Annotated in this window: 16 protein-coding genes and 6 tRNA genes; 19 read left to right on the top strand and 3 right to left on the bottom strand. The window is 42.4% G+C overall.

The window, feature by feature from the left end:
• The first annotated feature begins 12 nt into the window (after nucleotides 1-12).
• The 14 genes from sbnB to MFF31_RS05335 all read left to right on the top strand — a co-directional run bounded on the left by sbnB (nucleotide 13) and on the right by MFF31_RS05335 (nucleotide 16363).
• Nucleotides 13-1026 (top strand): 2,3-diaminopropionate biosynthesis protein SbnB, encoded by a 1014-nt coding sequence (gene sbnB, locus MFF31_RS05400; protein ID WP_238188496.1) that lies wholly within the window; start codon nucleotides 13-15, stop codon nucleotides 1024-1026.
• On the top strand, nucleotides 1023-2882 hold the full coding sequence (locus tag MFF31_RS05395; protein ID WP_248565404.1) for an IucA/IucC family protein: 1860 nt from the start codon (nucleotides 1023-1025) through the stop codon (nucleotides 2880-2882). The genes sbnB and MFF31_RS05395 overlap by 4 nt, the downstream gene beginning before the upstream one ends.
• A 14-nt stretch (nucleotides 2883-2896) precedes the next feature.
• Nucleotides 2897-4261, top strand: a complete 1365-nt coding sequence (locus tag MFF31_RS05390) for a diaminobutyrate--2-oxoglutarate transaminase (RefSeq protein ID WP_238187075.1) — start codon at nucleotides 2897-2899, stop codon at nucleotides 4259-4261.
• Nucleotides 4261-5757 carry a pyridoxal phosphate-dependent decarboxylase family protein gene (locus tag MFF31_RS05385; RefSeq protein ID WP_238187074.1) on the top strand — a complete coding sequence of 499 codons (1497 nt, stop codon included), beginning with the start codon at nucleotides 4261-4263 and terminating at the stop codon, nucleotides 5755-5757. The genes MFF31_RS05390 and MFF31_RS05385 overlap by 1 nt, the downstream gene beginning before the upstream one ends.
• Nucleotides 5758-5761: 4 nt before the next feature.
• Entirely contained in the window at nucleotides 5762-7579 is a 1818-nt protein-coding gene (locus MFF31_RS05380; RefSeq protein WP_238187073.1) for an IucA/IucC family protein, read from the top strand.
• Nucleotides 7572-8183 carry a GNAT family N-acetyltransferase gene (locus MFF31_RS05375; RefSeq protein ID WP_238187072.1) on the top strand — a complete coding sequence of 204 codons (612 nt, stop codon included), beginning with the start codon at nucleotides 7572-7574 and terminating at the stop codon, nucleotides 8181-8183. The genes MFF31_RS05380 and MFF31_RS05375 overlap by 8 nt, the downstream gene beginning before the upstream one ends.
• Nucleotides 8184-9566: a lysine N(6)-hydroxylase/L-ornithine N(5)-oxygenase family protein gene (locus MFF31_RS05370; protein ID WP_238187071.1), complete on the top strand. Its 1383-nt coding sequence runs from the start codon at nucleotides 8184-8186 to the stop codon at nucleotides 9564-9566.
• A gap of 5 nt (nucleotides 9567-9571) precedes the next feature.
• Complete coding sequence (locus MFF31_RS05365; protein ID WP_238187070.1) at nucleotides 9572-10801, top strand: MFS transporter; 1230 nt, start codon at nucleotides 9572-9574, stop codon at nucleotides 10799-10801.
• 188 nt (nucleotides 10802-10989) lie between these two features.
• On the top strand, nucleotides 10990-11964 hold the full coding sequence (locus tag MFF31_RS05360; RefSeq protein WP_375541301.1) for an ABC transporter substrate-binding protein: 975 nt from the start codon (nucleotides 10990-10992) through the stop codon (nucleotides 11962-11964).
• A 68-nt stretch (nucleotides 11965-12032) separates the two neighbouring features.
• Complete coding sequence (locus tag MFF31_RS05355; RefSeq protein ID WP_238187068.1) at nucleotides 12033-13034, top strand: FecCD family ABC transporter permease; 1002 nt, start codon at nucleotides 12033-12035, stop codon at nucleotides 13032-13034.
• Nucleotides 13031-14071: a FecCD family ABC transporter permease gene (locus MFF31_RS05350; RefSeq protein ID WP_238187067.1), complete on the top strand. Its 1041-nt coding sequence runs from the start codon at nucleotides 13031-13033 to the stop codon at nucleotides 14069-14071. The genes MFF31_RS05355 and MFF31_RS05350 overlap by 4 nt, the downstream gene beginning before the upstream one ends.
• A 212-nt stretch (nucleotides 14072-14283) precedes the next feature.
• The gene (locus tag MFF31_RS05345) at nucleotides 14284-15627 is read left to right on the top strand and encodes a hemolysin family protein (RefSeq protein ID WP_238187066.1); all 1344 of its coding nucleotides are present in this window, start codon (nucleotides 14284-14286) and stop codon (nucleotides 15625-15627) included.
• Nucleotides 15628-15810: 183 nt separating this feature from the next.
• A tRNA-Leu gene (locus MFF31_RS05340) sits at nucleotides 15811-15893 on the top strand.
• Between the two features lie 387 nt (nucleotides 15894-16280).
• A tRNA-Leu gene (locus MFF31_RS05335) sits at nucleotides 16281-16363 on the top strand.
• Nucleotides 16364-16403: 40 nt separating this feature from the next.
• Here MFF31_RS05335 and MFF31_RS05330 read toward each other — a convergent pair.
• The gene (locus tag MFF31_RS05330; protein WP_238187065.1) at nucleotides 16404-16802 is read right to left on the bottom strand and encodes a DUF2203 domain-containing protein; all 399 of its coding nucleotides are present in this window, start codon (nucleotides 16800-16802) and stop codon (nucleotides 16404-16406) included.
• Nucleotides 16803-17172: 370 nt separating this feature from the next.
• Between MFF31_RS05330 and MFF31_RS05325 the strand changes: the two genes are divergently transcribed.
• The 5 genes from MFF31_RS05325 to MFF31_RS05305 all read left to right on the top strand — a co-directional run bounded on the left by MFF31_RS05325 (nucleotide 17173) and on the right by MFF31_RS05305 (nucleotide 18549).
• Nucleotides 17173-18030 (top strand): ABC transporter ATP-binding protein, encoded by an 858-nt coding sequence (locus MFF31_RS05325; protein ID WP_238187064.1) that lies wholly within the window; start codon nucleotides 17173-17175, stop codon nucleotides 18028-18030.
• A gap of 164 nt (nucleotides 18031-18194) precedes the next feature.
• Nucleotides 18195-18269: transfer RNA gene (locus tag MFF31_RS05320), tRNA-Gly, on the top strand.
• An 8-nt stretch (nucleotides 18270-18277) separates the two neighbouring features.
• Nucleotides 18278-18354, top strand: a tRNA-Arg gene (locus tag MFF31_RS05315).
• A 35-nt stretch (nucleotides 18355-18389) separates the two neighbouring features.
• Nucleotides 18390-18466: transfer RNA gene (locus MFF31_RS05310), tRNA-Pro, on the top strand.
• A 9-nt stretch (nucleotides 18467-18475) separates the two neighbouring features.
• Nucleotides 18476-18549: transfer RNA gene (locus tag MFF31_RS05305), tRNA-Gly, on the top strand.
• Nucleotides 18550-18782: 233 nt separating this feature from the next.
• Here the strand turns inward: MFF31_RS05305 and MFF31_RS05300 are convergent.
• The gene (locus MFF31_RS05300; RefSeq protein ID WP_238187063.1) at nucleotides 18783-20342 is read right to left on the bottom strand and encodes an IS1182 family transposase; all 1560 of its coding nucleotides are present in this window, start codon (nucleotides 20340-20342) and stop codon (nucleotides 18783-18785) included.
• 142 nt (nucleotides 20343-20484) lie between these two features.
• Nucleotides 20485-21225: a hypothetical protein gene (locus MFF31_RS05295; RefSeq protein ID WP_238187062.1), complete on the bottom strand. Its 741-nt coding sequence runs from the start codon at nucleotides 21223-21225 to the stop codon at nucleotides 20485-20487.
• Nucleotides 21226-21502 lie beyond the last annotated feature (277 nt).

The raw sequence follows: 21502 nt of genomic DNA, 5'->3' as shown, positions 1-21502 counted from the left end.
GAAACAATAGATATAGGAACTAGACTATTGTACTTAAGTAGAAGTCATATACAACAGGCGGGAGGAGCTTCCTCCAATATATATGTACAAGCAATTGAAAATGCACTTAAATTGCATGCGGAGGGATTGTTTGTTCAACCGCTGAAACCATATTTAAGAACAGCAGAAAGTGAGGGTCATATTGCAGATCGTATTATTGCAATGCCTGCGCATCTGTCGGGAAGTGAACCAATATCTGGAATTAAGTGGATCGGGAGCAAACATGACAATCCGAAAGAAAGAGGCCTTGAACGGGCGAGTGGATTAATAGTGTTAAATGATCCTGTTAGCAACTATCCGATTGCTGTTATGGAAGCAGGTTTTATTAGCAGTATGCGAACAGCAGCTATTACAGTTGTAGCAGCGAAACATTTGGCTAAAGCCGGTTTTGAACGATTAACATGTATCGGTTGCGGCTATATTGCGAAGGCTCAGTTGCTCTCGATGCTTCAGCATTTTGATTCGGTTAAAGATGTATTTTTATACGATGTCAAAAAAGAAGCAGCGCATGAACTGGCTCTGTACTTAAAGGAGTTATTCCCTGCGGTGAAAATGAATATAGTCGAAACTGCACGTGCAGGTGTAGAGGCAGCGGATGTCATTATAACATGTACGGTAACGGATAAGCCGTATTTACCTTATGAGTGGATTCCAAAGGGTGCATTTGTAAGCAATGTTTCCATTATGGATGTTCACAAGGATGTATTTCTGAAGGCTGACAAAGTAGTAGTGGATGATTGGGATCAGTGCAATCGGGAGAAAAAAATTATTAATCAGCTTGTTCTAGAAGGAACTTTCTCTAGAGAACAACTTCATGCAGAGCTCGGTGAAATAGTGAGTGGCAAAATAGCAGGTCGTGAAAATGACCAAGAAATTATTGTACTTAATCCAATGGGTATGGCAATTGAAGATGTCGCTTGTGCACAGTATGTGTATGAGGCAGCACGGCGTAAAGGGCTTGGCGTCTGGTTGGATATGTACAGATGAATGGGGTGAAATTGACGTTGAATAGGACGGGATATGCCGATACGATGTCAGAACGATCACAACGCGATAGTGTAGAATCAGCAATTTGCGGACCACAATATAAAAAAGTAAGACAACGTATTTTGCGACAACTGATCGAAGCACTGTTATTCGAAAAGGTACTTCCAGCTCAAAAAGTTCCATTAGAAAATAAAACACAATTCATCCTTGGAGTTACCGACCATAGAGGTAAAGAGATTACTTATATATGCAGCGGAAGCGAACGATACACGTTTGGAAGAATTCGTTTGGATGAAGGTCCTGTGTTTCGTATAGAAGACGATAAGAGAGCTGAAGTAGACTCGTTATCCTTATTTCTACTCGACGCGGCGAGTACGATCGGCGGGGATCAATCTCTAGTAATTGCTTTTATTCATGAACTAGAGCAAACCCTATTAAACGATGTATTGGCACAACAGACCCGTATGGAGGAGAGCGAATTACTGTCTGAATGCAGCTATGATGAACTTGAGGGCGCAGTAATGGACGGTCATCTCTATCATCCGAGTTATAAATCGCGACTTGGCTTTGATTTTGAGGAGCAATATCGTTATGGACCTGAATTTCGAGCAGAGATAAAGCCGATTTGGCTAGCTGTTCATAAACATAATGTGACTCTCTCAAGTTCCGCCAATAAGTCTCCTGATTGGATAGTAGAGGAGCTTGGTAGCCAGCAATTAAAAGTATTTTACAACGTATTAGATAGCCGTGGTTTAAAGCCAGAAAATTATGCCTTAATGCCTGTACATCCATGGCAATGGAAACACCGCATCATACCCTATTACCACACTGACATTCATAATGAGCTTATTGTAAAGCTTGGAGAGTCAGAGGATGGATATCGTCCCCAGCAATCTATTCGAACGTTAACAAACACCACTCATCCAGAGAAAGCATACCTCAAACTATCTATGAACATCATTAATACTTCAACGGGGAGAGTATTGGCGCCTCATACTGTGGCTAATGCACCTCTCATCTCTGACTGGCTTTCTTCTATTGTGGAAAGTGATCGTTATTTACATGATGAGCTAAAACTATCAATTTTAGAAGAATATATTGGCGCTTCTTATCAATCAACTGAACGCTCGGACCAGCTTGCTTCATTTACTTATGGATCACTTGGCTGCATATGGCGGACGAGCCTGCATACGAAACTTAGGAGTGGAGAAGAGGCATGTGCATTTACTGCTCTATGTGCCCTTAGTGCGGACGGGACACCTTTTATTCAAAAGTGGATCGGTATGTATGGTATAGATGTTTGGGTACAGCAGCTGCTGGAGAAAAGTATTGTTCCTATTATTCATTTGTTGTACGGACATGGTATCGCATTTGAATCGCATGCCCAAAACTTGATCCTCATTCATGAAGCGGGATTGCCGACTAGAATTGCGATGAAAGATTTTCATGATGGAATACGCTTCTCAAGAAAGCATTTGGCGAACCCTGAGGGCTGTCCAAATCTTCATGTTACACCAGACGCTCATACAAGAGTGAACCGTAATTCATTTATTGAAACAGAAGATACCGAAAATATTAAGGATCTTGTTCTGGGTGCATTTTTCTTTATTAATCTTGGAGAAATTGCGATATTTCTTGCAGATAAATACGGCTATTCGGAGCAGAAATTTTGGAAGCAAGCGCGAGCAATTATAATCCGTTATCAGGAACAATTTCCTAAGTGGAATGATCGTTACAACACCTTTAATTTATTGTCGCCAACCAATGAGTTAGAACAGTTAGCCAAACGTCGTTTGTTTGCTGACTCGGAGCTAAGAGTTCATCAAGTGCGCAACTCATTGTCATATAAAGAGTGAAGGGAGTGTAGTTAATGGAGCATACTAATTCCTATTATTTAAATTCGCAATCGATGAGAGAATCTAACGCACGATCCTATCCTCGCAAAATTCCAATTGCGATCACACATGCTCAAGGTGTGATGATTAAGGATGCGGACGGAAAAAGTTATATTGATTGTTTGGCAGGTGCTGGAACATTAGCATTGGGACATAATCATCCCGTTATGGTAGAAGCGATTCATAACACAATAAACAGCGGTCTTCCGCTTCATACACTTGATCTGACAACGCCACTGAAGGAGCAATTCGTTGAGGAACTTCTCAGCAGCTTGCCGTATGAGTTTGCTTCAAGAGCAAAAATTCAATTTTGTGGACCGTCAGGGGCAGATGCTGTTGAAGCAGCGGTAAAGTTAGTTAAGACTGCAACGGGCCGGAGAGGCATGATGTCTTTCCATGGTGGTTATCATGGCATGACGAATGGTGCTCTCAGCTTGACGGGAAACTTGAATCCGAAAAGTAAAGTAGCAGGCCTCATGCCGGATGTGCAGTTTATGCCTTATCCCTACGCTTATCGTTGTCCTTTTGGTATAGGGGAACAAGGACATAAGATTTCAAGCCGCTATATCGATCACGTATTAAGTGACCCTGAGAGCGGGTGCCTTAAACCTGCAGGCATGATTATGGAGCTTGTTCAAGGTGAAGGTGGAGTTATTCCTGCCCCAATTGAATGGGTGCGAAACATTAGGGAAGTTGCGACAAGGCAAGATGTTCCTCTCATTATAGATGAAGTACAAACGGGTTTGGGTCGAACAGGCAAGCTTTATGCCCTTGAGCACGCCGGCATTATGCCGGATGTTGTTGTATTGTCCAAAGCGATTGGCGGAAGTCTTCCGCTAGCGGTCATCGTTTATGATGAACGCTTAGATAGCTGGGAACCGGGTGCACATGCGGGTACTTTCCGTGGTCATCAGCTAGGAATGGCAACGGGCCTAGCGACAATTCGATTTGTAAGGGAGAACAGGCTGGAAGAACATGCAGAAGTGATGGGGAGCTATTTTAAACGTAAGCTTGAAGCAATACAAGTGAGCACAAGCTGCATTGGTGAAGTGAGAGGGTTAGGGTTAATGTTGGGTGCCGAAATTGTGAATAAGGATGTAGCTCCAGATCAATTAGGCAGCTACATCGCATATCCAGAGTTGGCCAAAAGAATTCAGCTGGAATGTGTTAAGCGAGGGCTCATCGTAGAGCTAGGTGGAAGACATGGAAGTGTCGTTCGTTTCTTACCGCCATTAATTATAACTGAGGAGCATGTGGAACAAATTTGTGAAAGATTCCATGATGCTGTGCTTGAGGCTGAGGCAGTTGTAATGAGCAAGCCGCAGGAGGTGCTCACATAATGAGGACCGAGCCGCTATTCCTAACCAGGAAGAGCGAAAGCGAAAAAAAATTTCGTGATTCTGTTCGGATGGCACAAGAGGCTATCATTCGCAGCTTTTCTTCATTGGACAAGCCCTACAGCGGCTTGTCCCCTGAACAAATAAGCGAACTATGGAGGGAAAACAACACGGTTCCCGAGTATGGTCAAAGTCTGGAAGCAGTGATAGAACGTGTTGCTTCAAATGTGCTTAGCCATTCGGCGGTCGTGACACATCCGACTTGTATTGCACACCTCCATTGCCCGCCTTTTATAGCAGCGATAGCGGCAGAGCTATTAATTGCAGCAACAAACCAATCTATGGATTCTTGGGACCAAAGTATGGCCGCAACATTCGTAGAGGAGCAACTAATACGCTGGTTATGCGAGTTGTTTGGTTATACGGAGTCTAGCGATGGCGTATTTACAAGCGGTGGAACACAGTCGAATTTAATGGGTCTGTTGCTGGCAAGAGATGCCGCAATCGCTCACCGATTTAATTGGAATGTTCAGCAACAAGGTTTGCCCCCGGAGGGGGGCAAGCTTCGTATTTTGTGCTCAGAAGCTGCACATTTCAGTATTGCACAATCTGCTGCTCTGCTTGGTCTTGGCCAGCAGGCGGTTGTAGCTGTAAAAACCGACGAAACTTATCGTATGTGCACAGTCGATCTGGAGCGAACACTTGATTCTTTAAAAGACCAGGGCTTAATTCCCTTTTTACTCGTTGCGACAGCGGGAACGACGGACTATGGAAGTATTGATCCGTTGCTATCGCTTAGGGCAATAGCAGATACTCGGCAGTTATGGCTGCATGTTGATGCTGCCTATGGCGGAGCTCTGATGCTGAGTAAACAACATCAATCGAAGCTGGCAGGGATTGAGTTGGCTGATTCGATCACAGTAGATTTCCACAAGCTGTTCTATCAGCCAATAAGCTGCGGAGCATTTATGCTAAAAGAGCGGCACAATTTCCGTTGGATGAAACTTCATGCAGATTATTTGAACCCTCATGATGAAGCTGAACATATACCTAATTTAGTTGGCAAGTCGTTGCAGACGACAAGACGATTTGATTCTTTAAAGTTGTATATGTCATTGCAGCATATCGGAACAAATGTTTTCGGGGAAATAATCGATTACACAATCGAGCTATCGGAACAATTTGCAAGACGATTGGAAGAGCATCAACAGTTCGAACTACTGCATGAGCCAGAGATAAATGCGGTAGTGTTTCGCTATGTTCCTTCCTATATACCAGATCACTATGATGCTGACACTTGGTCCGATGAGTTGAATGCCTATTTACGAGAGGAACTGTTAGGACAAGGTGTTGCTGTATTAGCACGAACGCGGAATAAAGGGAGAGCTTGTCTTAAAGTTACCTTGTTAAACCCGGAAACAACGATTGCCGATTTGCAATTCATCATCGATCAGATTATTACGATCGGTAGACAATATCATTTAGAGGAGGTTCGTTAAAGGGATGATAGATGCAAAGAAACTAGCGGAGCAAGTCTCTATTCAAAGCTTTTTAAATTGTTATTTACGAGAAACGGGACAGTGTGAACCAAGTACAGAGTTATCAACAAATATAGTATTCAAACTAAAAGAAGTCGTAATGGCAGATTCATATTTCATTTGCCATTTAAACCATTTGAATATAACACTGTATGCGGGTATCCAATATTATTCTTTAACAGGCAGACATAAGTTCCATTTCCCGATTATCGCAAGCGCAGGTAACGGAGATGAGCCATTTGAAGTAGATTATTTGTTTCTAGTAACAATGATTGCAAAGGATTTATTACTAGAAGCCAAATCAGAGCTTAGTTACGACGATTTAGTATTACGAGTTATCCAGAGCTGTCAGCAGATCCAATGTTTTATTGAAGGGCGTGACGGGGATGAGGATGAACTATATGGTGAGGAGATCAGTTTTTTACAGGCAGAGCAATCGTTGTTATTAGGGCATCTTATTCATCCTACCCCTAAGAGCCGTCAGGGTATATCTGATGAAGAGAGTGCTATTTATTCTCCAGAGTTAAAAGGCAGCTTCGAGCTCCATTACTTCCGAGCACATCAATCGATCGTTAAAGAAGATTGTGCATTACCTGGGCGATCAGCAACTTCATGGATTAAAGAAGAACTTGCTGGTGATGGCGTAACTGATGGAGCGTTTATATCGCAGTATTGCATGGATGACAATTATACGCTAATTCCGCTCCACCCGCTCCAAGCAAAACACGTACTTAAATCACTCCCGATACAGCAACTAATGAAAGAAGGTTTGTTACAAGATATTGGTACCGCTGGACGAGCATACAGTGCTACTTCATCACTTCGATCGGTGTATGAACCAAATTCAAGTTTTATGGTTAAGGGCTCGATACCTGTTAAAATTACAAATTCATTGCGGGTCAATAAATACAAAGAACTTGAACGCGGCGTTGAAGTGAAGCGGCTGCTGGATACTGAAATTGGCGAGCGATTAGCGGAGGCGTATCCATCCTTTGAAATTTTGTCTGATCCCGCTTTTGTAACGGTACATCTTCATGATGCGGAGGAGTCTGGGTTTGAAACGATTATGCGTGATAATCCATTCCGTGGAATAGATGCGAAAGATACGAATGTGACGGCATCGTTATTCCAAGATGCTGTATATGGCAACAAAACTCGTATTGAAACAATCATACGTAAAATAGCGGCTGAAGAAAATCTGTCTGTTGCCGAGGTGAGCCTAAAGTGGTTCCGATCATATTTAGATGTTTCTCTTAAGCCGATGGTATGGCTTTATTTGAACTATGGTATTGCTCTGGAGGCTCATCAACAAAATAGCGTTGTACGATTAGTTAATGGATATCCTGCTCATTTCTATTATCGGGATAATCAAGGCTACTACTTCTGCCAATCGACCTTTGATCAGTTAAACGAGTTATTGCCAGGTGTCAGCAGCAGCAGCCATACCGTATGCGAGGATCATGTAGCGGATGAAAGGTTCCGATATTATTTAATTTTTAACCATATGTTTGGAGTTATTAATGGATTGGGCTCGGCTGCTCTAATTAGTGAACAAGTATTGCTCAGCGAGCTTCGATCAACGTTGGAATATTTTGTAGAAATGGATCGGAAACCTTCACAGTTTTTGAGCAGCTTGCTGCATTCGGAATCATTACCGTGCAAGGCAAATTTATTGACGCGTCTTTATGATATGGATGAATTGGTTGGCGCTATGGAATCACAGTCCATTTATGTTCCGATACGTAATCCCCTGTTGGCAGTGGAGAAGGTGACGTATGTCTGATCGGAATAGTGCATCCAGTACTACATCATCGCCGCTTAGTGAAACCTCTCAGAGAATCGTCTACGAAAAATATGACAGTCGCATTGAAGCCGTTATTAGCTTTCGCCGTGTTAACTATGACGAAGACTTCGATCGATTGTACGAATGGCATCAACAGCCGCATGTTTCGCAGTATTGGAACCTGCAAATTTCTCGTGAGGCTTATAGCAGGCATCTGAAAGCTTTTCTCGCGGATAAGCATCAGACGTTATATATCGGCTTATTAGATGGTATCCCAATGAGTTATTGGGAATGTTACTGGGCCGCAGATGATGTAATTGCGGCTTGTTATGAAGCTAAGTCTACTGATCAAGGCGTTCATCTTCTTATTGGACCAACCTCATATATCGGAAAGGGCTATGCATTGCCGCTTTTGCAAGCGATGACAGACTATATGTTTCAGCATGAGGAAACTGATAAAGTAGTGGCGGAGCCTGATGCGATGAATAACAAGATGTTGTACATCTTTGAAAAATGCGGCTATCAATTCCAGCATTATATAGATCTGCCTGATAAGCGAGCAGCATTGTTATTTTGTGATCGCAAGAGTTGGAGGAGAAGCTAATTGCTACAGAATAATAAGCAAGTGTCATCTGGTGAGATATACGATGTTATTGGAATAGGAATCGGCCCCTTTAATTTAGGACTAGCAGCGTTACTTGATGGGATTGATGAGCTTAAGGCGCTATTTATCGAGTCAAAGACGCATTTTCATTGGCATGAAGGTATGTTGATTGATGGTACGACATTGCAAGTTCCTTTTATGGCGGACTTAGTAACAATGATCGACCCAACTAGCCCGTATAGTTTCTTAAATTATTTGAAGGAGCAGGGAAGGCTTTATTCATTTTATTTTTTCGAGAAGTTTCATATTCCGCGCAAGGAGTATAACCATTATTGCCAGTGGGCAGCAAGTAAGCTGAATAGTTGTCAATTCGGTCAAACAGTTGTAGATATTACGTTAGCTTGGCAGGATGGGAAAAGCGTATATGAAGTTACAGTTGTAGAGAATGAGAGTGGAAATAGATGCGCTTATTTAGCGAGAGATATTGTTGTAGGTATTGGAACAACTCCCCATATGCCTAGCTCAGTGCAGAATATAGCATCGGATACGATCTTTCACTCTTCACGCTATATGGAGCGGAGCGGGCATTGTAAAAAATCATCGTCCATTACGGTTGTAGGTTCGGGTCAGAGCGCAGCAGAAATTTTTTATGATTTGCTTAAGTCACAACGCGAGTTCGGTTATGAGCTGAGCTGGATGACAAGGTCAAGAGGATTTTTCCCGATGGAGTACTCGAAGCTTGGATTAGAACACTTCTCACCAGACTATAGTACTTATTTCTACGGGCTTCCAAAAGCGAGCAAAGATAAAATACTGGACAGCCAGCATTTGCTGTATAAGGGGATCAGTGCTGTGACTATTGCTGATATTTATGATGAACTCTATCATTTAACGGCATGTGGTGCAGGCAAAGAGATCTCGATGCTGCCGCTAACAAAAGTTCAGGAGATACAGGTAGGGAAAAGTAGGGGTAGTGTAGATGGCATCGGGATGGAAAATGACGAAAATCATGTTAGACATACGCTGTCATGTTTGCAATGGGAGCAAGAAAAGCCATTTCAGCATAAGAGTGAAGTTGTTATTTTGGCTACGGGCTATAAATATAACGTTCCTGCCTTCTTAAAAGGTATTCATCACACGATTAAGTGGGATGAGCAAGGTCGTTATGAAGTAGCGGAAAACTATCGTCTGCAAATGGTGGAGGATACTCTCCCGTCTAATCGTATCTATGTTCAGAATGGTGAGTTGCATACACACGGCATCGGTGCACCTGATCTTGGCTTAGGTGCATATCGCAATGCTGTTATTATTAACGATTTGTTAGGCAGAACTAAGTATGCAATCGGCTCACGTAATGTGTTCCAACGATTTGGAGTTCAGTAAGTCGGATGGGGAGCCGTACAAGTGCGCTTACACGACCCGTTTTGTTAGGCTGTGTTTTTTTAAGTATTTTTGGCGAAGTACTTTTGTCACCATTTTATCCGCAATTTTTTGCTAAAGTGTTTGGTGTTGAAGATTTGACCTATACCGGTTTTTATATTCTAGTGTGTCGTTTAACAGTCGTTCTTATTTCTCCGTTATGGGGGCTGCTTTCTCGTAAGTTTGCAGTTCAGCATCTACTGCTTGTTGGACAAGCAGGGACAGCAATTTGTACCGCAATGATGGCACTCGCAGGTAGTGTTGAGCAGTTTCTAGTCATTACGATAGCTCTTCTTGTATTCAAAAGCAGTTATATGTTTGTATATCCCTTGTTAGTAGAAGCAGCTGGAGTAGGGAAGATGGCGCTGTCTACTGGCAGCTATCATGTTGCCTATCATATGGCCATTATTTTATCTAGTCTTGCTGGGGCAGCGATGTTCTCTATGGAGAAACCTCTGCTCCTCTTTTTTTGGATTGCTGCAACAGATGTGCTTCAATTTCTATTCTGTTGGTTTATATGGCGAGGGATTAGAAGAAAGCGGACAGGGAGAGACCTACTCTCAACTGCTGAAGTAGCCGCAACCTCCGAAAGTAATAGTGGAAGTGGGAAGCTGCGCCGGATGATCTTAATATTAGCTTCAACGCTGCTTGCATTCCATCTAGCAATTCATATGATAAGACCATACTTTACCGTATATGTCGAGCAACACTTACAGCTTACGCTGGTGGCTGGAACTGCTCTTTATCTCATTCCAAATGGGATGGCAGTTTTATGTTTTTTTGCCGTTCAGCGGCTTACTACAGAGCGACGTTTGAGTATGGTACTAACCTGTGCATTACCTTTGCTTGCAGTAAGCCTAGTGTTACAAGGGATAGATGGTGGACTGACACTTATGATTGTAAGTCGTTGTTTATTCGGAATTGGGCTTGCCATTGCTCAAGCAAGTATGGAATTGTTGTTATTTAAATCAAGCGAGACAGGGCGAATGCATGTTAATTACAGCATGGCGATGGTCTTTCAGAATGGTGGGCAGTTGCTCGCACCACTTACCGCATCACTTCTTCTTGTGCCATTTGGAGGAGAAACTCTGTTTTTTGTTAGTGCATCGATTTGTTTATTATGTTTACTGCTGTTATGGTTCGCGTTGTTTCGACGGAAAATGATTTGGAGACAACCTGTCGCAACAAGCAGTAAATAATTTGTCATTTTTAAGCCGATCACGGTGAGAGAAAGCGAAGACACAAATGGACAAATAATGACATGACAATGATACAAAAAGACAAATAAGTGGATATATACGGATATTGTAGGGAAAGGATCATTCCTTTAAGCTTAACCATGATAACAATTATCATTATCATAAATGGAAAGGGAGCGGAAATGAAAATGCTAGTTCAGAAACATCGTTTTAGCTTATTTTTATCTATTATTGTTGCAGTTTCTCTCATTTTGTCAGGTTGTGCTGCTGACAAGGGATCGAATAAAGAGGGAGCAAAAGAAGGGACAAAAGAAGGAGAAACATATACTGTTAAGCATGCGATGGGTGAAACGAAAATTCCTGGAACGCCAAAGCGTATCGTTGTATTGACGAATGAAGGAACAGAAGCGGTATTGTCCCTTGGTATTACACCAGTAGGAATCGTTAAGGCATGGGGACTTGATCCTGTCTATCAGCATCTGACAGAGCAGTTGAAAGATGTGCCACAGCTAGGTGACGAGAATCAACCGAATCTTGAACTGATAGCATCTCTAAAACCTGATCTTATATTGGGTAATAAGTTTCGCCAAGAAAAAATTTACACACAATTATCTGACATCGCACCTACCGTTTTCTCAGAGCGTATAAGCGGCGATTGGAAGATCAACTATAAGGTGTATGCGGAAGCGTTGAACTTGAAAGAAAAAGGCGAAACGAACTTGGGTGATTTCGACAAAAAAGTTGAAACTCTCAAAACTGAACTTGGAGATAAAGTGAACTCTAAAGTGTCTATCGTTCGTTTCAATCCAGGTGGTATCGTTCGTATGTATTATAATGATACCTTCTCCGGTGTTATATTGAAGCAAGTTGGTTTGCAGCGTCCTGCAACACAGGATAAAGCCGAGTTTTCCGAAGATGTAGGTAAAGAGCGTATTCCAGAAATGGATGGCGATGTATTGTTCTACTTTACTTATGATAATGAAAAAGGCGAAGCGGTTAAAGCAGAACAAGAATGGCAGCAAGAAGAGTTGTGGAAAAATCTTAACGTCGCGAAGAATGGCAAAGTTCATAAAGTTTATGACGGTGTTTGGAATTCATCCGGCGGAATCATTTCTGCAAATTTAGTATTGGATGAACTAAAAACATACCTTGTTAGCAAATAAGTAGTAAGTTTGCAAGCAGTCCGAATACATTCGGACTGCTTTAAGTTCTAGAACGGGAGCTTGAGACGATGCTTTATAATAAACTTTTGAAAGTGACAGGATTAGTACTTCTCGCATTTATGGGCATCGTTTTGTTTGTGGCTAGCATTGTACTGGGTTACACGGATACGTCTTGGCGGATTGTAAAGGAAGCACTGAGCGGTTTCGATGGTTCCAATGCTCATCTAATTGTCCGTGAATTACGAATACCCCGTGCCATAACAGCAACGTTAGTAGGCGCTGCACTTGCCGTTTCAGGTGCGGTGATGCAAGCACTTACTCGTAACCCGATGGCCTCACCAGGCATTCTTGGTGTGAATGCTGGAGCGGGCTTCTTTATTGTGGCCGGTATCTCTTTTTTTGGATTACAATCGTCTATGAACATGGTTTGGCTTTCATTTGCAGGTGCGATTGTCGCAGCGCTTTCTGTTTATGGATTTGCCGCAGTTGGGAGAGAAGGGATAACCCCGCTTAAGCTAACATTAGCTGGTGCAACCATTGCAGCTCTATTCACATCTTTTATAACTGCTTTACTAATCGGGGACGAACAAACATTGGATACTGTTTTGTTCTGGCTAGCAGGCTCTGTTCAAGGACGCAGCATGGAACAAATAATGACGGTTCTTCCTTTTTTGCTGGGAGGATATATTGTCGTTATGTTTATGGGAAGGACACTTAATGTATTTGCGGTAGGGGAAGATATCGCTAAAGGTTTGGGACAGCGTATTATTCAATTTCAATTGCTAGCTTTGCTTATTGTTGTTATACTCGCTGGCAGCTCAGTAGCGATTGCGGGGCCAATCGGATTCGTTGGACTCATCATTCCACACATTGCGCGAGCGCTTGTTGGAATCGATAATCGTTGGGTCATTCCCTATTGCTTACTTCTAGGTGCTATTCTACTACTTGCAGCAGATCTATCTGCTAGATTTATAGCGTTTCCGAAGGAAGTGCCGGTAGGCGTCATGACGGCGCTTGTTGGAGCACCTTTCTTCATCTATATGGCTAGAAGGGAGTTGATGACGAAGTGAGGCCAGTAACTGTCATTAACCGACCGCAAGTCAAGAAGCCCCACTCTGGTAGAAAAAAGATAGTAGCAATACTGCTGCTAGTTTGGCTCGTGTTAGCCATAGTCAGTATTGGCATTGGTTCGTTATCTGTCTCGCCTATCCAGACACTCGAAATATTATTATTTAGCGGGAGCAATTCCGCTGAAGGAATTGTTATATGGAGCCTACGCTTACCGAGGTTGCTATTGGCAAGTCTTGCGGGGGCAGCACTCGCAATGGCTGGTACAGTACTGCAAGGCGTCGTTCGTAATCCACTCGCTTCACCTGATATTATTGGAGTCACGAGTGGGGCTTCGATGATGGCTGTTTTTTATTTGGCCTTTTTTAATGAGTCGATAGGCATTAGCTTTTTGCCTTTCTTTGCATTTGCTGGTGCGGCGTTGGTATCATTTTTTATTTATATGCTTGCTTGGAAGCGTGGGGTCTCGCCATTACGCATGATATTGGTAGGTCTTGGTGTAACCGCATTAATGGAAGCGTGCAAAACGTTATTTCTTATTTTCAGTCCGATCTTCTTAACAAGTCAAGCGCAATTATGGATCACTGGCACGATCTACGGAGCTACGTGGAGTAACGTATATTCCTTACTCCCATGGCTATGTGTATTGCTGCCGTTCTTATTGTATATGGTTCGTCATCTTGATATACAAGCGCTCGGCGATGATTTGACCGTATCATTAGGGGGACGTATTCAATTGCAACGGCTTACCCTTATTGGAGCAGCAGCAGCTCTTGCAGGTGCAGCAATATCGTTCGTTGGCGGGATTGGCTTTATTGGGCTAATGGCTCCTCATATCGCTCGCAAGCTGGTAGGAAGCTCACACCGTATGCTCATTATTTGTTCAGCAATTGTTGGTGCAATATTGCTGGTAACAGCTGATTTCATTGGACGTACATTATTTTCACCGCGTGACGTGGCTGCGGGAGTATTTACAGCGGCTATAGGTGCTCCGTTTTTCTTGCTCCTGTTAATGAAGGCAAAAAAACGCGATGCATAAGTGAGTAGCCAATTGATAATAAGAAAGTGGCTTAATACGTTGGCAGCAGGTTCTACATTTATAATTGAATAGGTAATGGAAAATTAGTCATACTAAATGGATTGGGGTAGTAATGGTAATAATTGAAACGACCTTCGAATTTAAACGTATTAAATCATTATATTATCGAATGCAAATATACGGGGGTGAATCCCTCAAATTGAGGGAACTAGTTGGACTTAACCATCATGATTAACTTATTACTGGTATTATTATTAATTGTGTTTACAGCCTTTTTTGTCGCATCAGAGTTCGCAGTTGTCAAAGTCAGAATGTCACGTATTGATCAGCTAATATCAGAAGGCAACAAAAAAGCAATCGCAGCCAAAAAATTGGTGACCGAACTCGATTACTATTTATCCGCCTGTCAATTAGGTATTACGGTTACTGCTTTAGGACTTGGTGCGCTTGGTGAACCAACGATTGAAAAAATATTGCATCCAATCTTCCACGCATGGGGGATTTCGGATGGATGGGCTACGCCGATCTCTTATATACTTGCGTTGTCACTGATGACATTTCTACATGTCGTATTTGGTGAACTAGCGCCTAAAACACTTGCGATCCAATATGCAGAGCGTATGACATTGTTGCTGGCAAGACCTCTGGTCTTGTTTGGTAAAGTGTTGTTCCCTCTCATTTGGTTGCTAAACGGTTCGGCACGAGTATTTTTGCGAATATTCGGAGTGCAGCCAACAGGACATGAACAAGCCCATTCCGAGGAAGAACTAAAGATCATTATGACACAGAGTTATAATAGCGGCGAGATTAACCAGACTGAGCTTTCTTATATGCAAAACATATTTGCATTTGATCAGCGTGTCGCAAAAGATATTATGGTGCCTCGTATGCAAGTTGTTGCGCTGGATGAGCTAATGGAGAAGGACGATATTTTAGATATTATAGATGCCAATCGTTACACGCGATATCCTGTTACACAAGATGGCGATAAAGATAAAATAATTGGTTTTCTTAATGCGAAAGAGCTAGCAATTAATTTAGTCTTGAAGCGACCGATGCATATGGCAAGCCACATTCATGAAATTGATGCCATCCATGAAACAGCTCCGTTACAGGATGTACTACTCAAGATGCAAAAGAAGGGTACACCTATTTCTCTTGTCATCGACGAGTACGGTGGTACGGCCGGTATTATAACGATGGAAGACATACTTGAAGAAATCGTTGGAGAAATTCGTGATGAATTCGACAATGATGAGATTGCAGATATTGTGAAAATAAAAGACAACGTATATCACTTTAATGGACGTGTTTTGTTAAGTGATATCGAATCGCAATTTGGCTTAACCTTTGCAAACAGCTACAACGTTGACACGATCGGCGGATGGCTGCAAATTCAGCTCATTTCACTTGACGATGAGCCGGAGCCTATTCATCAAGGTGAGCATGTATGGCGGATTATTAAGATGGACAACCATCAGATTCTGCAAGCCTCACTTATAATGAATGTAGGTAGTAATGAAGAAAGCTCAGTGAATGAAGACGTTCGAACGTAGTTTGTTGTTATGAAGAATGCCCACCCACTTGGTAAAAAGACTCCAATGTCTTGTCATCATCCGACTATTGGAAGTGCATTTCACTAGTTGGGTGGGTTGAATTTTTTGTGATTCTAAATTTTTTTAAATTGAGGGTTGCACATCGGTTCAAAATCGTGTAATATAAGTTTTGTTGTTAAATAAGCGCGTATGGCGGAATTGGCAGACGCACTAGACTTAGGATCTAGCGGGCGACCGTGGGGGTTCAAGTCCCTCTACGCGCACCATACATGAAAAAACCCTTCTGATAGAAGGGTTTTTTGTTGTCTATAGGGATGGTTGGGTAATGGATCTGTACTAACCGTCAATTATTACGCATTAACTTACGTTGAAAGAAATATCCCGTTCTCTTTTTAGGGAAGACAGACTCGGCTGTAACTAATATTGTGGCAGATGGTCTTGCTACGAATACACAATATGCTACAGTCGCAATTACATATGAACGTGATGCAAAAGGTAACCAGTAGCGTGGTGAAATGGTGTTATTAGCTGCATTAACTAGTGAAGCGGGATCTTGATGTAAATAGTGGGTAAGAGTCAGTATATAAAGATTTCGCAAAAGAACTTGCAATGGTCGCCAGCGTATGGTATATTATAGATCTAAAGCTTTTCACGCGCGTATGGCGGAATTGGCAGACGCACTAGACTTAGGATCTAGCGGGCGACCGTGGGGGTTCAAGTCCCTCTACGCGCACCATACATGAAAAAACCCTTCTGATAGAAGGGTTTTTTGCTGTTTATTGAGCATCAGGATGAAGCTTTCTCCCCATATATCCGTCATTCCAGCCATGATAATGAGTAATTTGCTCTTCGCCTTCCTTCCAGCAGAGAAGTACTTCTTCACCATCCATAATTGCGGGAAAGTCCAGCAGAGCGGGATGAATCATTTTTAATAGGACACCCTTGCGCGTAATATTATTCATATACAAACTAAATTCCATTTGCATGAAATCAAGTTTTCCTTCCAATTCAAATAAGGGATCATGAGACCCAGCGACATAATTTGCTTTCACTTTACGGTAAGAAATATATTGTTCCTCAAGCTGATTAGACATAAGCTGGAGCTGCTGCAATTCTTGTTTGATCTGTGGCAGCAATGCATTAGCTTCTTCAAGTGTAAATCTTTTGTTAGACAACGTTCATCCACTCCTTGCTACCAAGTGTACTAAATCAAAGACCCAAATTTCAAATAAAGTGAAAATCACTCACGAGATGGTAAATAGACCCAATTTTGTATTCGATAAAGATGGTAAACAACAATGTAATAAAAATCAATAGATGAGTCTGATTATACTTGGGCATTTTATTAAAATAACGCTTGTAGTTTAATGAATGTTACAAATGGAAGTATTTATTTGATTTTCTACAATTAATGACGTATAAAAGGATCATTTTGATTGACAATATATCTGAGAACGATTATCATTAAAGTGGATTTGATAATCGTTATCACCATTCTAGGATATATAGTCTGCGGAAGCGCAGCAGGAGGAGCGTGCTAGTTACATGATTCGTTTGACAACTTCTGAACTCGATATTGCATATGATGACCGTCTCATTGTCCAAAATCTTAATATTGCTATTCCCCAAGGTAAAATCACAGCACTCGTGGGAGCAAATGGTTCTGGTAAATCCACGATTTTGAAAACGATGGCTCGGATTATGAATCCTACTAAGGGCAATGTTTTGTTGGATGGCAAGTCGATTCATAAGCAATCAACGAAGGAAGTGGCGAAACAGCTCGCAATTCTGCCGCAAAATCCGACAGCTCCAGATGGACTAACTGTAGCGGAACTTGTCTCTTATGGTCGTTTTCCTTACCAAAAGGGCTTCGGTTCGATGACAAAAGAGGATCGTAGCATCGTCCAATGGTCAATTGAAGCAACAGGGATGGGTGAGTTTGCTGATCGTCCAGTCGATCATCTCTCTGGCGGTCAACGCCAGCGTGCTTGGATCGCTATGGCACTTGCTCAAGAAACGGACATCTTGTTCCTGGATGAGCCAACTACTTTCTTAGATATGGCCCATCAGCTTGAAGTGCTTCATCTTTTGCAGAAACTTAATGAGTTAAACAATAGAACAATTGTTATGGTCGTACATGACTTAAACCATGCAACTCGTTACGCTCAACATATGATTGCCATTAAGAATGGCAAGGTGAGTGGAGAAGGTACTCCAGTTGAGGTTGTTACACCAGATATTATGCGTGAAGTATTTAATATAGAGGCAGATATTGTTCCAGATCCTAGAACCGGTGTTCCTTTATGCTTGCCATTTGCATTAGCTGGAGCTCCGGTTGCGGAAAAAGTACTGGCGAATGTACCTTCCAAGAAGAGAGAACTTGCTGCTGCATCAGGTGCATAAGCGGTTATTCTGGCATACCAAAACCCGTATTCTCTAGTGAGAATGCGGGTTTTAAAAAAAGTTTAATTATTTTTGAAAAAAGAGTTGCAATGTGTTTTGAAAGGTGATATATTATTACTTGTCGCCGCAACAAACGACGAAATGAACGACATAAGAAATAATATGCGGAAGTGGCTCAGCGGTAGAGCATCGCCTTGCCAAGGCGAGGGTCGCGGGTTCGATTCCCGTCTTCCGCTCCATAAATTGTGCGGCCTTAGCTCAGCTGGATAGAGCGTTTGACTACGAATCAAAAGGCCAGGAGTTCGAATCTCTTAGGCCGCGCCATTTTCTTATCGGATACTTATAGCACATTTTTATTTCGGGATGTAGCTCAGCTTGGTAGAGCACCTGGTTTGGGACCAGGGGGTCGCATGTTCAAATCGTGTCATCCCGACCATTTATATTTGCGGGTGTAGTTCAATGGTAGAACTTTAGCCTTCCAAGCTAATAGCGTGGGTTCGATTCCCATCACCCGCTCCAGTATCTTAAGAGCCAAAGCCTTGCAGCGCAAGGCTTTTTTTGTTTTCTTCTTTCGACAATTGTTTGACTCCGTCCATAGTTTGGGGCGAAGGTGTCGTGGGAAGAGATAATGAGGACAAATCAAATCGATAAATGAAAAATGGAGCTGTCTCAAAAGTATAAATACTTACTTCATGAAACAGCTCGCATGATGAAAAATGGGAGAAAATAAGGAAATGGCGGTGCTAGGGAGGTTATCCCTGCACCGCCATTTCTGGCTTTTGGTCTATTGCCGCCTTCTTGAGCAGATTGTGGGCGAGCGAAAGCCACCCGACCTCAAGGCTTACTTTCGGCAGGCCTCGAAGCAGAAAACGCCGGAATCCCCGGTTGTTTTTCAGTTGTCCAAATACGCTTTCCGGTTCGATCATTCTTCGAACCGACAGCGCATACCCTTCCTCGCTCTTGAGTTTCTCGCGTATTTGTTTCTTGTAACGCAGATACTTCAGGCTCACGCTGATTTCTCGGTTTCCTTTGGCTTTTGTACAAGCCTCTTTGAGCGGACAGCCTTCGCAGTTTTCGCTTCGGTAGTGGCGCTTCCGTAACTCATATCCGCTTTCTGTCGTTTCCTTACTTTCATAGCGAAATAGTAGGTTACGCCCAGCAGCGCACGTCCATATGTCTTCGGCTTCGTCATACTGCCAGTTATCCAACTTACTGATATCTTGCTTCCACTTCTTCGATTTTTCCTTGTGGTATGTGCTGTACTTCACCACTGTTTCTAGTTGTTCGTTTTCCAAGTAAGCGTAATTTTCTTCCCCGCCGTATCCTGCGTCCGCGATAACTGTTTTCGGTATATTTCCCAGAGTTGCTTTTACCTTCTCTAAGTGGGGCTTGAGGCAACGTGTGTCTGTCGGGCGCTGGTGCAAACTGTAGCCGATAATGAACTGGTTTTCCGTTCCGATCTGTACATTGTAGCCAGGTTTGAGCTGGCCATTACGCATGTGATCTTCTTTCATTCGCATGAAAGTAGCGTCGGTATCGGTCTTGCTGAAGCTATTACGATCTCCGAGAATCTCCTGCTGTACTTCGTATTTTTGCAAGCGGGGGAGGAGGTCTTTGCGGATTGCCCGAACTGTTTTTTTCAATGGCTTGTCCTTAGGTTTCTCTTGTAGTTGCTCCTCTAGCTGCTTTACAGCCTCTTCCAGCTTTTCGCTGGTGATCTGTGTGGACTCGCCGAGTTCAGGAAGATCCCATCCGTGATGTTCTTGCTCTTCCTGACGCTCAGATTCTTCAATGGTAGCGAACAAAGTCTGGACTTTCTCCTGCAGCCTCGCCTTCTGTTTCACCACCGCTTTGCCCCAGACAAACGTATAGCGATTGGCGTTAGCTTCAATCTTGGTTCCGTCGACAAAGTAATGTTCAAGCCGCACGTATTTCTCCTCAGCCAGAAATTGTAGAACGGCGGTGAAGACGGTCTCGAGCACCGTCTTCATACGTTCAGAACGGAAACGGTTGATGGTGCGAAAGTCCGGCTGTTGTCTGCCTGCAATCCACATAAACATGACGTTTTCACGGACCGCTTTAGCGATTTGTCGAGACGAGTAGATCCGCTGGGTGTAGGCATAAACAATAACTTTGGTGAGCATTTTGGGGTGGTAGCTATCTCGGCCGCCACCAGGGTATGCGGAGGCAAAGATCCTGTCGCTAAGTCGGTTCACAGCGGCATTTACAATACGCACGAGGTGATTTTGAGGAATGTCATCCTCCAAATCCATTGGCAGGGTAAGTTGGTCCATGGTATATTGAATGTACAAAGAAATCGCTCCTTTTGGAATGGTTGGGTGGTACCTCCATTTTACCAAAAAGCGATTTCTTTTTGTTTATTCAGAACAAAAAAAGCTGTCCCTCAGGTCACTTTATGACCTTTTGGGACAGCCCCATATTAAACTTCACAATCTATTTGGCAGTGATATCAATGCCTACCTCTTGTTTAGCTTCAATAATGTATGCCGTCCCGCGAAGGATGAAGTTATCGGACATTTCGATTTCGTCCTTAAACGTTGACATATGACTTGGTTTCTGATCATCTAAGTATTCCAGGACTGCTTCAAACGCTTTCTTTTTAGAGTAGAACGCTGTAGAAATTTCTGATCTACCGGATTCTAATGCTTTTTTGGCTTTTTTCGGAAGAGTATCAGGTACATCAACATTGCTTATTTTTAACCGCATAGTATTAGAAGCATCCCTTGCTTTCTCGGTGGCTTCGTAAGCGGTGAAAATATCAACAGATCCGTCTGCAAGCCCATTCAAAGCAGTGTAATAATTGTCCAAAGTTGGTTCTAAAGATTCTTCGAGTGTACTTATAGTTTTTTCAAATGCTAAGACATCAGATTGATTTTTCTTTATTCGTTCTTTTTCAGCTTTAGCTTTTTCTTGTTCATCAGCCTTTTTCTTTGCCTCAGAATCATCCACTTTTTTAGACTTATCGGGCTCGGATGTTTTAACAGTCTGAGCTGTTCCAGGACTCGTAGTTTGTAGATTCGTATCAGTTTCTACCCTACTTCCAATGAAAGCAATAAGTAAAATCACAACCCAAGTAGTCCCCAATGCTTTTCCTGGCTTTTTTAAATTTTTCCATGATACAAAAATCATGATATACGGGACAAAAATCCATCCAATTGCTTTTAAAACTTTCATTCTTTTAACCCCCTATAATATAATGCTTAATTACTACATATTACCTCATAATTAAATGTTTTTCGACAAATTTCTTCTATAAGATGGAGATGCAAGTAGTATATTTCCTGCTTTTTATTGTTCTATTCCAAATATAGGACGTTGTTCAGGGCGTGCATCGTGCTGACGAATCAATTTGTTAAGCAGACAATTGACAAGTAACAATCATGATGAAGCCCACCAACCGTAATGATTAGTGGGCTCCCCTATATCCGATATGTTAAAACAGATCTTCAAC

It is taken from the genome of Paenibacillus sp. L3-i20, from assembly GCF_022180385.2.
Classification (GTDB): Bacteria; Bacillota; Bacilli; order Paenibacillales; family Paenibacillaceae; genus Pristimantibacillus.
The sequence above is the reverse complement of the archived record's forward strand: the minus strand, read 5'-3'. Positions and strand labels throughout refer to the sequence as shown.

Bases quoted from the DNA above. Each gene is read 5' to 3' on its own strand.
- MFF31_RS05365 (WP_238187070.1), top strand. From the start codon at position 9,572: ATGGGGAGCCGTACAAGTGCGCTTACACGACCCGTTTTGTTAGGCTGT.
- MFF31_RS05325 (WP_238187064.1), top strand. From the start codon at position 17,173: ATGATTCGTTTGACAACTTCTGAACTCGATATTGCATATGATGACCGT.
- MFF31_RS05295 (WP_238187062.1), bottom strand. From the start codon at position 21,225: ATGAAAGTTTTAAAAGCAATTGGATGGATTTTTGTCCCGTATATCATG.
- MFF31_RS05390 (WP_238187075.1), top strand. From the start codon at position 2,897: ATGGAGCATACTAATTCCTATTATTTAAATTCGCAATCGATGAGAGAA.
- MFF31_RS05395 (WP_248565404.1), top strand. From the start codon at position 1,023: ATGAATGGGGTGAAATTGACGTTGAATAGGACGGGATATGCCGATACG.
- MFF31_RS05380 (WP_238187073.1), top strand. From the start codon at position 5,762: ATGATAGATGCAAAGAAACTAGCGGAGCAAGTCTCTATTCAAAGCTTT.
- MFF31_RS05360 (WP_375541301.1), top strand. From the start codon at position 10,990: ATGCTAGTTCAGAAACATCGTTTTAGCTTATTTTTATCTATTATTGTT.
- MFF31_RS05375 (WP_238187072.1), top strand. From the start codon at position 7,572: ATGTCTGATCGGAATAGTGCATCCAGTACTACATCATCGCCGCTTAGT.
- MFF31_RS05385 (WP_238187074.1), top strand. From the start codon at position 4,261: ATGAGGACCGAGCCGCTATTCCTAACCAGGAAGAGCGAAAGCGAAAAA.
- MFF31_RS05355 (WP_238187068.1), top strand. From the start codon at position 12,033: ATGCTTTATAATAAACTTTTGAAAGTGACAGGATTAGTACTTCTCGCA.